General features: G+C 36.3%; 10 protein-coding genes. 2 read left to right on the top strand and 8 right to left on the bottom strand.

What is annotated here, in order from left to right; all coding sequences use genetic code 11:
* Window positions 1–217: 217 nt before the first annotated feature.
* The 6 genes from RGF10_RS12900 to RGF10_RS12925 all read right to left on the bottom strand — a co-directional run bounded on the left by RGF10_RS12900 (window position 218) and on the right by RGF10_RS12925 (window position 8,974).
* Complete coding sequence (locus tag RGF10_RS12900; protein ID WP_318502639.1) at window positions 218–670, bottom strand: hypothetical protein; 453 nt, start codon at window positions 668–670, stop codon at window positions 218–220.
* 139 nt (window positions 671–809) lie between these two features.
* A complete protein-coding gene (locus tag RGF10_RS12905) occupies window positions 810–1,691 on the bottom strand; it encodes a peptidylprolyl isomerase (RefSeq protein ID WP_318502640.1) in 882 nt (293 codons plus the stop codon).
* A 160-nt stretch (window positions 1,692–1,851) separates the two neighbouring features.
* Complete coding sequence (locus tag RGF10_RS12910; RefSeq protein WP_318502642.1) at window positions 1,852–2,808, bottom strand: L-threonine 3-dehydrogenase; 957 nt, start codon at window positions 2,806–2,808, stop codon at window positions 1,852–1,854.
* Window positions 2,809–2,834: 26 nt separating this feature from the next.
* Window positions 2,835–4,025 (bottom strand): glycine C-acetyltransferase, encoded by a 1,191-nt coding sequence (locus RGF10_RS12915; RefSeq protein WP_318502644.1) that lies wholly within the window; start codon window positions 4,023–4,025, stop codon window positions 2,835–2,837.
* 182 nt (window positions 4,026–4,207) lie between these two features.
* The gene (locus RGF10_RS12920; protein WP_318502646.1) at window positions 4,208–5,317 is read right to left on the bottom strand and encodes a phosphatidylglycerol lysyltransferase domain-containing protein; all 1,110 of its coding nucleotides are present in this window, start codon (window positions 5,315–5,317) and stop codon (window positions 4,208–4,210) included.
* Between the two features lie 195 nt (window positions 5,318–5,512).
* Window positions 5,513–8,974 (bottom strand): hypothetical protein, encoded by a 3,462-nt coding sequence (locus RGF10_RS12925; RefSeq protein ID WP_318502647.1) that lies wholly within the window; start codon window positions 8,972–8,974, stop codon window positions 5,513–5,515.
* Between the two features lie 320 nt (window positions 8,975–9,294).
* On the opposite strand from RGF10_RS12925, the gene RGF10_RS12930 reads away from it, so the two are divergent.
* Window positions 9,295–11,088 (top strand): TIGR04190 family B12-binding domain/radical SAM domain protein, encoded by a 1,794-nt coding sequence (locus RGF10_RS12930; RefSeq protein WP_318502649.1) that lies wholly within the window; start codon window positions 9,295–9,297, stop codon window positions 11,086–11,088.
* 63 nt (window positions 11,089–11,151) lie between these two features.
* Here the strand turns inward: RGF10_RS12930 and RGF10_RS12935 are convergent, their stop codons facing one another.
* Entirely contained in the window at window positions 11,152–11,505 is a 354-nt protein-coding gene (locus tag RGF10_RS12935; protein ID WP_318502651.1) for a hypothetical protein, read from the bottom strand.
* 244 nt (window positions 11,506–11,749) lie between these two features.
* Between RGF10_RS12935 and RGF10_RS12940 the strand changes: the two genes are divergently transcribed.
* Entirely contained in the window at window positions 11,750–12,475 is a 726-nt protein-coding gene (locus RGF10_RS12940) for a class I SAM-dependent methyltransferase (RefSeq protein WP_318502653.1), read from the top strand.
* Window positions 12,476–12,488: 13 nt separating this feature from the next.
* On the opposite strand, the gene helD is transcribed toward RGF10_RS12940, so the two are convergent.
* Window positions 12,489–14,843: an RNA polymerase recycling motor HelD gene (gene helD / locus RGF10_RS12945; protein ID WP_318502655.1), complete on the bottom strand. Its 2,355-nt coding sequence runs from the start codon at window positions 14,841–14,843 to the stop codon at window positions 12,489–12,491.
* Window positions 14,844–14,939: the final 96 nt, after the last annotated feature.

Consider the following 14,939-nt stretch of genomic DNA (forward strand, 5'->3'; position numbering starts at 1 on the left):
CAAAGGTAAATCGTATTGGCGTAAGGTTCAACCGTTTTTTCAATTTATCCTAAATATTTAATACAGCAGCAACAGTTTGTTAATAGTTTGTTCATTTCTAGTGGAAAATCTTTAAGTTATTGGGTTTGTAGTAATATTCTTACAAAAGAGATCAAAAAAAGGATGACCCTGAATCATCCCTTCAATACTTTAATGTATTCTTTTTAACAGTATATCTTTACCTTGTATGTGTGGTGGTTTTCATCCAGCGATCACTTGTTCGTTTTATTTCAACTAATGTATTTTCTCCTGTTTTGTTTTTATAAAAAACATAGCCACTATCATCCTTAACGAAAATAGCCGGCCTTCCGACACATCCATCCTGACAGCTGGAATAAACGATGTCTAATAGCGATAAAGAGCCAACATCCGACTTGCCATTGTTTATGATTTCGTCCGTTGTGACCTCTGTATAACCTTTTAGCTCAACATTAAAGCTTCTTTTAACATTTTCAACGATAGGGATATTGAGCTCCTGAGCATTTTGTTCCATTTGTGCAAAGGTCACCAAATCATTTTGATAAATAAATTGAATATACCCAACTCGGATGATGAAAAGGGCAAACACACCAGTTAACAGCAGATATATAGTGCGAACACGTTTCTTGGTTCCTTGATTCATTTTGTCCACCAGCGTCCCTCCGCAACTTCTTTTCTACTAATATATGCTCGTCTTTTTTTCAATAGAATGAGAAGGGAAGTTCAAATACGTTTTTTTCAAAATGTTAAAAGACCATGAACATTGCAAGGTTCACGGTCTTTGTCAAGAATTAATATTTTTTTATATCGGCATCTGCTTTTTTATCCTCTAACCAAGAGGTATACTCCGTTTGCAGTTTTTGATCTATTAGGGTTGCTTTAATTTCTTCTTTATGATCCTCATATTTCGCCTCTGCGGCATCCTTCTTTTCTACCACTTTAATAATATGGTATCCATAATCAGTTTTGACGGGATCACTTATTTCATTCACAGCTAAAGCAAAAGCAACTTCATCAAATTCGGCAACCATTTCACCCTCAGCAAAGAATCCAAGATCCCCACCATTATCCTTAGTGGTCGTGTCGGTTGAATACTCCTTTGCCAACTTGGCGAAATCTTCACCTTTATCAAGTTTTTCCTTCACTTCTTTAGCCGTGGCTTCATCTTCAACTAATATATGACTCGCCTTTACTTGTTCTCCTTCATTGAAGGTTGCTTTATTTTCCTCAAAGTATTCTTTCATTTCCTTTTCGGTAACCTTAATCCCTGGCTCTAATAGTTTTTTGGAAGTTAAATAGGATTTAATATCATTTTTTACATAGTCTAGTGTATAGCCACTTGATTCTAACATTGATTCAAAGGCCTCTTTTCCTCCATAAGATTCCTGTAGTGCAGCTATTTCTTCATCGATTTCACTTGTGGAAACAGAAATTTTTTCTTTATCTGCTTCTTGTTGTATTAATTTTTCAGAGATAAGCGTATCTAATGCTTCTTCTCCATACTGTTCTTCAAGCAGGCTATACAATTCATCCTTTGTGATTTTCTCACCATTAACTTCTGCAGCTATATCTTTTTTCAAACTGAAATAGGCAATTAGGATGATCGAAGCAACAAGCAATACTCCTGATGATATAAATAAAATCCCTTTGCGTGTTTTTAATTTTGCTAACATAGTTCATCTCCTTAGTGTTTTCGTTCTTCTATATGTTAAACACTAAATGTGAACAAATTATTTCAAAACGATGAAAGGGGTATGAAAAATGAAAGTAGTTACCCAATTCCCTTAAAAAACAGCCCGATAGGAGGAATATGTTTCCTAAAGGGCCGTACGTTTAACTAGCTACTGATTTCTTTGGGCCAAGCTTATCAAGCATATCAATCGTCATATCAGGGAGTTTATATTTTGCTGTAAAGCCCCATTGTTCGAACGCAGCGCTTGCATCAATGCAGTTTGGCCAGCTATCAGCAATCCGTTGGCGAATCGGATCTACGTTATAATGAAGCTTAAATTCAGGTATGTGCTTGCGGATTTCTGCTGCAATCCCCTCTGGATCGAAGCTCATTGCCGTCACATTAAAGGAATTTCGATGCTTTAGCTTAACTGAATCTGCCTCCATTAAGTCGATTATTGCCGCTAATGCATCTGGCATATACATCATATCCATATAGGTGTCTTTCGCGATATAAGAAGTATAGCTCCCTTGCTTAATCGCATCATGGTAGATTTCTACTGCATAATCCGTTGTTCCGCCACCAGGTGGAGTTTTATAGGAAATCAGACCCGGGAACCGTAACCCGCGTGTATCTACGCCATAGCGAAAATAATAGTAGTCTGACAAAAGTTCGCCTGTTGCTTTATTGATTCCATACATTGTTGTTGGGCGCATGAGAGTGTCTTGTGGGGTGTTATTTTTTGGGGTTGTTGGGCCAAAAGCGCCAATGGAGCTTGGGGTAAATAACTGACATTGCCAGTGCTTGGCAGTCTCGAGAGCATTAACAAGTCCAGCCATATTCACTTGCCAGGCTAATAGTGGATTCATTTCTGCTTTTGCCGAAAGAAGTGCAGCTAAGTGGATGATACTATCAACACTGTACTTTTGTGCAAGGCGATACATTGAATCACCATTGAGAACATCTAAAATTTCAAATGGACAGGCTTGGATGATTTCGTTATCGGTTGGACGAATATCCGTTGCCAGAACATTATCTTGGCCGTACAAACGCCTTAACATCTCGGTTAATTCCGTGCCAATTTGACCTAAGGCTCCTGTAATCATAATTTTTTTCATTGGATTTCCTCCGATATAAGGAGATATTAAATAATACCCATTTCTTTTCCGACTCTTCCATATATCGAAATGACGACATCAAGCATGTCTTTCGTATGAGCTGCTGTTGGCATATTCCGGATACGGCCAGTACCTTTGGCAACAGTCGGAAAAACAATGGCTTTCGCGTATACCCCTTCTTCTAGTAATCTTTTACTAAACTGCTGAGTTTTAAGTTCGTCCCCAATTATACAAGGCGTAATCGGTGTTTCGCTATTTCCTGTATTGAAGCCAAGCTTTTTTAATCCAGCCTTTAAATAACTACCATTTTTCCATAATCGCTTATTTAGATCATCACTAGTACTTAAAATTTCTAGCGCTTGGATACAAGCTGCTACATCTCCAGGTGTTGTGGCCGTCGAAAATAAAAACGGACGACTTCGAGTTTTTAACCAATCTATTAGATTTTTCTTTCCAGCAACATATCCACCGACAACACCAATGGCTTTCGATAAAGTTCCAATTTGGAAATCAATTTGATCGGAAAGCCCAAAATGCTTTACAGTACCTGCACCTCCACCTAATACGCCAGAACCATGGGCATCATCGACGTACGTAATCAGGTCAAATTCTGCTGCGATTTTTACGATTTCGGGCAGCTTTGCAATATCACCATCCATCGAAAATACACCATCTGTAATCACCATTACTTTGTTGTAGAGTCCGGATTCGGTCGCAGTCTTAGCTATTTGGTATAAATCCTCCATATCTGAATGGCGATACGTAATGATTTTTGCCTTAGAAAGTCGACATCCATCAATTATGGAAGCATGATTTAATTCATCAGAAAGAATGGCGTCATGTTGATCCATTACCGCAGAAATTGCCGCCATATTGCAATTAAAGCCAGATTGATAGGTAACTGCGGCTTCTGTTTGTTTAAATAAAGCTAATTTCTCTTCAAGCTGTACATGAAGCTCAAGCGTTCCATTTATCGTCCGAACAGCACCCGCTCCTACCCCAAATACTTCAATAGACTTAATTGCTGCCTCCTTAAGCCGTTGATCAGTCGCTAGCCCCAAATAATTGTTAGAGGATAGATTAATGAGCTTTTGACCGCTAATTATAATCATCGGGCCATTTGATGACTCAAGTGGATCGATGTGATGGTATAAACCTTTACTCTTCAAATCCAGTAAATGATCCGTTAAAAATTGCTCTAATAAATGACTCCCCATCGTTCTACCTCCTCGCCTTGCTTACTACATAATCTATGCAGTTTTCCTGAAAAGTGTATTCTTCGAATTTATGGAATCACGAGGAAGCAGCGGTATGTCTTATAGTAAATGGACTGAAACAGTTACATATAAAAAGCGGAAGCCCCTTTTCATTAGGAGCTTCCGCCTTTTCTGCTATGTAATTAACTTACATTCCTCAAACCACGCAGCAGTTTACCTTCGCTTGACTTTTGATTTCTTCGATGAACAAGTATGACTAACTGAATAAATAAGAGCGGTAAAAATGTTTTATTGTAAGCTAAATACCTCGACTCCCATTGTGGAGTAAATTTATTTTTATATTCATGTAATCCCTTAAACTTGTAAAACATGTGGCCGTGCTCAAACACAAGACGAGCCAGTTTTTCGTACATGGATGATTGCTTCGTTACACCGACATTAGCAAGCGGTGACATTCCCATACTGCACCAATCATAGCCATGGTCCTTACACCATTGAAAAATTGATAAAAATAAGAAATCCATCGTCCCATGTGGACAATTCTCTACATGTCTCATTAAATCAATTGTGATCGTTTGCTTTCTTTTTTGCTTATCACAAGCAAGTGAAGTAAACGCAATGACTTCTCCATTTGGATTGGTTATCGTAGCTATCGGAAATCGAGCAAGATAATCCTTACAGAAAAAGCCGACAGAATAACCCTTTTCTTTTCTGCCACCCAGCCAGGAATCTGATATAGCTTGAACTTTTCCGAGTAATTCATAAGAATGAGGCGGATAGGATACTTTAAATTGAAACTCATTCCGTTCAAATTTATTTTTTCTCGTTCTTAGCTTTGCACCCTTTTTACCTGCCAGAGTAAATTCATCCAAATCAACCTTTGCTTCTTCACCAAGCTTGAATAATTGATAGTCAAAGTTTCGATAATGAAGGAGAAATCGTTCTGAAACCTGATAAAAAACAAGATTTTTCCTCAAACCTTTACTAAATTCAGTAAATTCAACCATAGCTTCTCTAATATATTCTTCTTTTCCAATTGGGTCACCTAGAACAATGAACTTATTCCCTATTTTTTGATAAACGAATAATACCTTATTATTTTTTGTTCGATACACTTCTTTATCATTAAGGAATGTTAAGTGGGATAGATGAGTTCCTCCATTGTTTTCAATAAAGGCTTGCACATCATCCAAACTCTCTTCTATTCCAATAAATTGCTTTGATTTTATTAATATAAGATTGATAAAAATTAGAACTATTATTCCGACAAAAATGAGAACAAACGATTCCATAGCACCCTCCCTATCATAATTATTCAAAAGCATTAAAATCATATCATACATTGCTTTAGCACGCGATATTATTTTTCTATACAAAAATCGATGACTTCAATAAACCCACCCTTTTATCCTTCTATACCATTATTGGTGCTCATAAACATAAAAACTATTTAAAGAGAGCTGACATTTTCGTCAGCCCCCAAAGGATTAATCCCATTTTTTATACCAGTGGACAAGCTTTTGCTTGAGAATGGTTAAGGCCGTTGTTTCTCCCCTCGCTGACTTTTGTTTATGCCATTCATTGTAGCTGGCAACTGCGATGAGGATTGAGCCCGTAATTAATAAATAAGCCCACCACGGCATATTCCCCCAAAATGGACGGGTTTGTAAAAATACGTTCAATAAAAGAACTCCTGAACCAACAAGAAAATAAGATTTAACCTTCATAAACATTCCTGAAAGCATGGAAGCTAGTGATAATGATCCTAAAATTAACGCATCATAGACCGTTGAACTTTCCAACCCATCCTGAATGAGTGCTAATGAAATGAGGATCAATACGAACCAATGAAGTCGATTCATAAGCTGCTGATATTTCCCATTTAAGCAACGTCCTAAGTAAATAACGACAATCAGCCATGGTAAGACAACGATTTCCCTTTCGAGCAATGCTGGCAGTTGAAGGTTCAAGACCGTTGAATAGTAGGGCTCGAGTAAATAAATTCCTGCTATAAGTTTAATCCACACCCTATAGCGTTCTGGAACTCTATTAAATTGCAGCGCTAAACCTACTGAAATCAATATACCTGGGATAAATTTAGACCAGATAGCGTCTGATATAAATAAATAACCCGAACCAAGATAAAGAAAGGCTGTAATGGTATACCCATCAAGCTGGATAACAGTACCTTTTTCATCCTCTTGGTAAAATTGGTTGTAGACGATTTTTCCGATAATAAATAACAGGATACCGAATATGCTGACAATCAAAAGTTTGGTCTCAGTTGGATAATCAGCATTTTGTAAATACTGCATGGTCGCCCCAAAGAGCAATAACAATGGTAAGACTGTCATTTTCCCCCATTCGACTTTGATTAAATATAGGAGTAAACAGACACAGTATAGGATCGTAACAATATACAAGTTTATCGAGTATGGATAACTACTTATAAACCCAGCGATCCCAATCATCGAAAATGGTACTAGATAGTATTTCGTATAATGCTGAAATCTATGTCCTGCCAATAACCCATATACAGCGATCATTAAACTTGTAATGAAAAATGCATACGACAATTCTAATTTAATATGATAGTTCATCATTCCCGTTAACACTGTTAAGTAAAGTGTAGTAAATCCTGCATATAAGAACGTTTTACACTTCCACTCGGTTTTGACCAAATATGCACTAGTCATATATAGGACAATGCCGATTAGAAAACTAATAAACGATTTTTCCACAAAGCTAAAAAAGCTTAAACCAAATGCTAATGGGAGGTATATATGCCCAACCCATGCAAAGCCATTGGCGATACTCGCGCTATAATTTTTCATTAAATAGGATAAAGAGAGTAAAAGTACAGCTGCAATGATGTTTTCTAGGTAAATTATACTTGTTGGGACCATTACCTTAAGGTAAATCGACTGTAAAATCGTAAAATAGGAAATCAAAGTCGTTACTGCTATAAGGTAAGGGATCCACTTATACTTTGTCAGATTGAAGAACGCCACATAAACTCCAATACCACCTAAGAAAACCAGCGGGCGCATCCATAGCTCATTCACATTAAAGGTGACCACAAACAGGATCCCGAAAGTGTAAAATAGTTGTGCAATCATAAATGAGTTCCAAGCTAATTCCTCTTTTTTAACTTTTTTCCAGCCGAAATAGGATATAAAGCAAATTGCACTTCCTAGAATAGCATTCATCGATATCCCTAAATATTGTTGATAAAAGAATGAATTTAGACGTAGCACTTCACCAAATGCGGAAAATGCCACTGCATTGGAAAGTGGCAAAAGCCAAGAAGCAACATTCTTATACCCCTTACGATCCTCTAAATGGATACATAAGTACAGTGGTACAGTAAATAGTATTAGGATGATACCTAGCTCGAGCTGATGTTGATCGATGAGTGCAAGAAAGATGATAGCCGACATGACGAGTAAGCCAATATCCCGCGAACTCTTTATGATACTTGAAAGCATCGGGAAATGGATGACACTGCCAAGTATCGTATACAAGCCAAAACCAATAAGAAAAATCGGTGTATGCAAATCGTCAAGACCAAACCAGGAATTGAAGAATTGTATCAGTTCATACATTCCTGCAACAATGAAGATAGGACTTAAATACTGAAATAACAAAGCCTTCATTTCATTAGCTAAATAAAGAAATTGACCAGATAAAAGAAAATATGCCAGAATAAGTGCCCAAGATGGATTTTCCATCCTCATATTCGTAAACAATGCATCCATACTGATATAGACAAACGCAATCATAGACACTATAGAACTTGTCAGCTGAAAAACTTTCTTCCACTGTTGTTGTTCATCCAATAATTTAGGCACTGCCAAAAAACTAATACCAACAAGAACAAATAAAACCTCGTAATAATCGACTAACACAGAATTTTCAATTACTTGATATGCCCCATAAACAATTAACGCACTAAAAACGAAGTGATACTCCTTCCGACCACTTACGTAAACCATTGCTAAATACACAGCTGCCGTAATAAAAAGGTTGATTCCATTTACTAGATGATTTTCATAAAAAACCATCGTTATCAACGAGGACAAAATCAGTTGGATTTGCGCAAACACTACCAGTTCCTTTGTGAAGAGTTTGTAAGCATCCTTTGTTTTAAAGCGATGAAATAGAAAAACAGTTAAAACATTGTAAAGCATGAAGCCAAAATAAAACCAATCACGCTCTAATTTAAACGAAGCAATCAAATAGGCAACAGCTACTGTTGTAGCCAGATAAGAAAACCAAACAAACAATCTTGATGATAGCCTTTTAGCAATCAAAAGGTAGATTGGAATGACTAGAAGACTACTTATAAATCCAAATAGAAAGCGTCCCTCGCCAGTAAAGGAGTAATAACCACCTATTAGTTCGAACCATCCAATCGATAATAGAAATATTGGTAAAAACAAACTACCTAGAACAATAAAAGCAAAACCAGTTTTTTCAATTTTTAGTACCTTGTTTGCTAAGTAGGAAATCCCAAAAAAGAGGAGTGATACAAGTCCAATTAACCCGCTTTTCATCCAATTTTCCATCGTCGCCCAATTACTTGTGGCCACGAATAGCCCGCCAATTAATAACAAAATGACTCCAAGATTTAAGGACCAAGATATATTTCTTTCCCTTTGCTCCTCCTGTGACAATCTTTTCTTTTCTTGTATTTGCTTTGGTGGAATCGGTTTAACATGCTTTTGTTTTATTTGTTCTGGAACTTGCCTAGAACTTTGCAGTTGTATTTCCGGTTTTTTCTCATGCGGTATTTCCATTCTGTTATCTTGCTGAACAGATAACTCAGCGTAATATCGTTGATATGCTTTAGCCATTTCATTAAATTGTTTGCCTGAAATGTAATCTTCTTCAACTAAATGATGTAATTCAGTCATAAAGACTTTTTTCCGCTCTTCCTGTTGACTCATTGTCTACCTGCACCCCCTTGTTCTTTCCAAATATTTCTTAAGTGTAATTTTACACTATTTTTAAAATAATTCAATATGTTTCGAAACTATCTTAATACAGTATTTCTCGACGCGTTTTTTAATAAAATACGTTCATTTGTATGTAATATGTCACAGTTAGACAATATTTTGAAACAGCTTTTCGAACGTTTCATGACACAATCCTTAATTTATAGAATTACCTTCTCTTTTTATATACGATTAGCACATAAACATTACTAACACAAGGATAGAAAAAACGCATTATTCTCCTATGTTATTAACTTTAGAGGTGACAATAAATGGTGAAATACGACTTAGTTTTATTACATGCACCAAGTGTATACGATTTCAGAGAAAATTCCTTATTAGCAGGACCGATTAGCGATGTGGTACCATCCTCGCCTGCTTTTGAAATGTACCCAATAGGTCTTACCAGCATTGCAGACTATTTAGAGCGTTACGGCCTACGAGTAAAAATCATTAATATTGCCAACCGCATGCTAATGAACTCCAATTTCAATGTCGAGAAAAAATTAAAAGGCATTAAAACAAAAGCGTTTGGAATCGATCTTCATTGGCTTCCTCACGCACACGGCAGTATTGAACTGGCGAAAATCGTAAAAAAACTACATCCTGATACACCGATGATTTTTGGTGGCTTATCAGCAACGTATTATCATAAAGAATTACTTGAATATCCTTTTATTGATTTCGTCATGCGTGGTGACTCGACTGAAAAATTAATGCTCATGTTAATTGAAGAAATCAAATTCGGTAAAAAGAATTTTTCTGATATTCCTAACCTAACTTGGAGAAAGGAAAATGGGGATGTAATCTACAATCCAATTTCTTATGTTCCTGATAGCTTAGATGAATTCGATGTACCCGGTTACCGCTATTCAATTAAGTCAGTCTTTAAATATCTCAACTTTAAAGATCCACTTCCATACAACGGCTGGTTACAATATCCGAATACAGCAATTTTAACTGCCCGTGGTTGTACACAAGGTTGTTTGATTTGTGGTGGATCAAAGCAGTCTTACGAACAAAACTGTAACCGACCAGGTTTGGCTTTACGTTCTCCAGCTAAGCTAGTAGAGGACATCCAATTTATACAACGTTTTAGCCGAGCACCAATTTTCATCCTCCATGATATTCGACAAGGTGGAAAAGCCTATGTTGATGATTTCTTAAACCGATTAAAACAAATTAATCTAAAAAATGAACTTGTATTTGAATTGTTCCAATACGCAGACGAAGAATTCTTTAAACAAATTAATGAAGCAGTTCCAAAGTATAGCATGGAGCTAACTTTAGAAACTCACGATGAAGGAATTAGACGTTTCAATGGGAAATTCCGTTGTACCAATAAAAAGGTAATTAATACTTTAAACTATGCGTTAAAGCACGGATGTGCAAAAATTGATTTGTTCTTCATGGTTGGTATTCCAGACCAAGATTATGCTAGTGCACTCAAAAATATTGACTTTGTTGAAGAAATACACAATTCTTGTAATCAGGACCGTCGCTTATCGTATTTTGTTGCACCATTAGCACCATTTTTAGATCCAGCGAGTCCAGCCTTTGAGAATCCAGAATTATATGGATACAAAAAGTTTTGTCATACACTCGAAGATCATCGTGAAGCGATAAAGGCGCCTTCTTGGAAATACATGTTAAGCTATGAAACAAACAAAATGACAAGAGATGACATTGTTAACTCTACCTATGAATCTGCTAGTCTACTAAATGACTTTAAGCTCAAGTATAACTTGATTGACAAAGCTACACATGAAGATGTAAAAGGGAAAATCACTGCATCGATGAAATATATTGAAAAGATTGATCATTTAATGACTCTTCCTGAAGCTGAAAAAACAGCTGAACTATTGAAGATTAAAAAAGAGATTGAAGGCATTAATGAATACAGTATTTGCGGAGAGCACGAGTTAAAATGGGAAGTTAAAAAGCATTATGCTGATTTCTTGTCACTCACAGTTGTCGGCATGGAACTACTTCTAGAAGATATTACCGTAAATTTGAAAAAACAACTTTCGTTCAAAACACGTACTCAAGTTAATTTAGACAATTAATAAAAGGACAAAAAAAATCACACGTTCATTCGTGTGATTTTTTTTGGGAATGATTTCTTAAATTTAATCTTCCCCTTTTTCAGAAAGCATGAGAATGGCTTCTTCATTTTGAGCGATTTTTGTTAGATGGGCATCTAATCGTTTATGGATTAAATGAAGATCTTCATGGCGATGAATTTCTTTAATTTGCTTTGCCATTGGAAGAACTTCCTCTCGTTGGAATTCTTCCATTTTCTCAACAATTTCTTTAATATCTGATAAATCGATTTGATTGACCGAAACGCGATGTTCAATACTATCCATCTTTTCTAAGCGGGATAACCGTTGTTCCAAGGCATGAATCGAATCATCAATCCTTGACACGTTTTCTTTAATATCTTGTACATTTTGAATTAATTGTTTAAGTAATTCCTCCATAGCTGTCTCTCCAATCAGTTTACGCATTAAAGCTATTTTATCATTTATTGAACTTGAAAATTTGTGAAGATTTTATTACTTTTCACCTATAGCAACGATGTTTATTCTAATAAGACAGTTTATCTACTATATTTTCCACAAAAAAGCCTTTCATACCTAATCGGCTGTTTTCCATCATATAAATCAATAAAAGGTTATAATAGAAATAGAATATTTAAAACCATACTATTATAGGAGGTTGTTTATGAGTTTCTATCAACAGTTGAATCATTACTATGATCTTCTTTTCCCTGCTAATCCTGCTCAAATACAATTTATTGAGAAACACTGTGCACCAGGGGCACGGATTCTAGATATAGCTGCGGGAACAGGCAATCAAGCGCTTCTGTTAGCTAAAAAAGGGTTTGAAGTAACAGCAACAGATATCGAACACGAAATGGTCGAAAAAATGAAGGAAAAGGCAGAAAACGATAATGTTGACCTAAATGTCATGAAATTGAGCATGGAAAAAATCGAGTTACTTGATACCGTTACATTTGATATGATTATTTGCATCGGAAATTCAATCGTGCATTTACAATCCCTCGAACATATACGGCAAATGATAACCAATCTGTATAAAATGCTTGAAAGCGATGGTACATTGATCATCCAGTCAGTTAATTATGACAGAATTATTGCTGAACATATCACTAGCTTACCTATCATTAAAAAATCAGAAGGAATAACCTTTGAAAGAACCTATGATATCCAAGATAATAAAATCCTATTTACAGGTGCTCTCACAGTTGAAATGAATGGAGAAACCCAATTCTTTGAAAACACAGTTGAACTATATCCCCTTCAGTCCTATGAAATGGTATCTGTACTCCAAGAGGCAGGATTTTCAGAAATAGCACTATATGGAGATTTTCAAGAACATGAATACACGGTTACTTCCCCTGCTATGATTGTGATAGCTAAAAAGTAAAGGCTGCTGATGATTAGTCAGACAGCCCTTTTACTTTATTGTCAGTAGAGTCTTTGATCACAAATTTATCAGGAGGAATATTTGTCATGAATGGACTAACATGAACAATCGATGCAATGTAAAGCTCATGCATCGCACGCGTACAAGCAGTGTAAAATAATTTCCGTTCACTTTCCTCAATATATTGGGAGCTATCATAAATGATCACAGCATCAAATTCGATTCCTTTAGCAAGATAGGAAGGTATGACAACCACTCCAGCTTCAAAGGCAATCGTACCTTTTTCAACCAAGCGAATCGGGATCTGGTCTTTTAATGCAGCATATGCGTTTTTACTTTCTAAAGCGGTCCGGCAAATAACTGCTATCGTATTGTGTCCTTCTTTTTTATATTGCTGAATTTGATCAAGCAAGTTAAGGTGAAGTTCTTGTTTCGACGGAAGAATTGCAACCACAGGTATAGTTCCTTCACGATTAAACGGGACAATTTTTTCTCCATCCTCGACAATATAACTTGTAAATTCGACAATCGGCTTAGTAGAGCGATAGGTTTGATTTAAAACATAAGTAGCAACAGAATCCGTCTGCTCAACCCTTTCGGTTAAAGATTTTGCTGTGCCACTTGACTCTGTGTAAATCGCTTGATTGATATCACCGAGCAGGGTCATTTTACTATATGGAAACATTTCTTTTATAAACGCAAGTTGAAATGGGGAGTAGTCCTGAGCTTCATCAATAAAAATATGCCGAATAGAGCTATTGGTTCTTTTCCCAAGAATCAAATCCTGTAAGTACACAAAAGGTGTCGCATCCTCATATAGGATTGATTTATTTTCTAAATTCAGATTGGTCATTTTGCATATTTTTACCCAATTTTCGATTGGCTGAGGATTTTCTTCTTGAAATAATTGCTGATAGATCGCTACCATATCGACAAAATGAAATGCTTTTACGCGATTAAAAAGCGGCTTCATTTTTTGCTTAACAAGCATCTCAGCTAACAGCTCTTGCTCGCGTTCAAAGTCATCAAACGAGTTAGCGGAATAAAAACCTTTTTCCTCTAATTTCTGATACGCATCGATAAAATCGTCCTTGTCTAAAAATTGAACAGCTTCCTCTACCCATTTTTTCTTTTTTTCAAGTTTAGCGTATTTTTTCAGTTCTTTAAATAACCACTCTTTAACAAGCTGAATACGATTTGGTATTGAGAATCCTCGATCTAAGCTATAGAAATAATCATAGATTTGTTCTTTTGAAACAATCATTTTCTTCCGAAAAACAATTGGTTTGAAAAATAAACCCTTTTCGGCTAATTCTTCAACATGAGCTTCAATAAGTTGTTTGAATGCCATGCTACTCTTATAGCGAATGCTTACAAGTCTTGTTTGATATTCCGGTGCTTCTTTTTCAGTTAACAAATATTCAATTTGATTAAATGGGTCTTCTAGCATGAACGCTTTGCTTAACCGCTGATCAAGATATTCTTGAAAGGTGCTTTGCTGCATATTTTCCTCTCCCAGCTCTGGGAGCACCGTTGAAATGTAACTATTAAATAATGGATTTGGTGAAAACAAAATGATATTTTCCGGTGATAACGTATTACGGTAACGATAGAGCAAATAGGCAACCCGCTGCAAGGCCGCAGATGTTTTCCCGCTTCCCGCTACTCCCTGCACTACTACAATCTGACTCCGCTCATTACGAATAATCTCATTTTGTTCCTTTTGAATGGTTGCGACAATACTTTTCATTTGTGTATCGGCATTATTCCCTAAAACCGCCTGAAGCATTTCATCACGAATGGTTACCCCAGAATCAAACATCCCAGTAATTTGACTATCTTTAATGATAAATTGCCGTTTTAAATTCATTTCGCCACTTATGGTTCCAATGGGTGTTTTATAATGTGCTGGACCTGGTGGAAAATCGTAATACAGACTTGAGATTGGAGCCCGCCAATCATAAATGAGGAATTCTTGGTCGTCTTGATCCATAAAGGATGCAATTCCAATATAGATTGTTTCAGCAGCTCTTTCACCATCTTCGAAAAAATCAATTCTGCCGAAATACGGTGAATACTTCAAACGGGTTAACGTTTGCATTTGTCGATGAATATGAGTATGGTTTCGTTCACGTTCACCTAGCAATTCCGCTTGCTGCCTTAAGCTCGTATGCGTTTCGATAACGTCATCCGGTTCATCCATATTAACGGTAACATCACTCCAAAATGTTTCGCGCAGCTCTTTTACATCTTTCCGAACGTTGCCGCCTTTTTCCTGCAAAAGCATCATTTTTTGATCAATTTCTGTAACTATGCTATTTACCCTTTCCTGTTCCAAACCCCATTCAGGATGTTTATCGTGGCTCATCGAATTCCTCCCAAAAATTATTTCTAAACAAATCGTTGACTTTCATGTTTGTTTGTGTTAATGTTATTATAGGATATATTTAAAGAAAATGTTTCG

The sequence above is a fragment of the Bacillus sp. T3 genome, from assembly GCF_033449965.1.
Classification (GTDB): Bacteria; Bacillota; Bacilli; order Bacillales; family Cytobacillaceae; genus Bacillus_BU.

Bases quoted from the DNA above. Each gene is read 5' to 3' on its own strand.
- RGF10_RS12915 (WP_318502644.1), bottom strand. From the start codon at position 4,025: ATGGGGAGTCATTTATTAGAGCAATTTTTAACGGATCATTTACTGGAT.
- RGF10_RS12935 (WP_318502651.1), bottom strand. From the start codon at position 11,505: ATGGAGGAATTACTTAAACAATTAATTCAAAATGTACAAGATATTAAA.
- RGF10_RS12910 (WP_318502642.1), bottom strand. From the start codon at position 2,808: ATGAAAAAAATTATGATTACAGGAGCCTTAGGTCAAATTGGCACGGAA.
- RGF10_RS12930 (WP_318502649.1), top strand. From the start codon at position 9,295: ATGGTGAAATACGACTTAGTTTTATTACATGCACCAAGTGTATACGAT.
- helD (WP_318502655.1), bottom strand. From the start codon at position 14,843: ATGAGCCACGATAAACATCCTGAATGGGGTTTGGAACAGGAAAGGGTA.
- RGF10_RS12940 (WP_318502653.1), top strand. From the start codon at position 11,750: ATGAGTTTCTATCAACAGTTGAATCATTACTATGATCTTCTTTTCCCT.
- RGF10_RS12905 (WP_318502640.1), bottom strand. From the start codon at position 1,691: ATGTTAGCAAAATTAAAAACACGCAAAGGGATTTTATTTATATCATCA.
- RGF10_RS12920 (WP_318502646.1), bottom strand. From the start codon at position 5,317: ATGGAATCGTTTGTTCTCATTTTTGTCGGAATAATAGTTCTAATTTTT.
- RGF10_RS12925 (WP_318502647.1), bottom strand. From the start codon at position 8,974: ATGAGTCAACAGGAAGAGCGGAAAAAAGTCTTTATGACTGAATTACAT.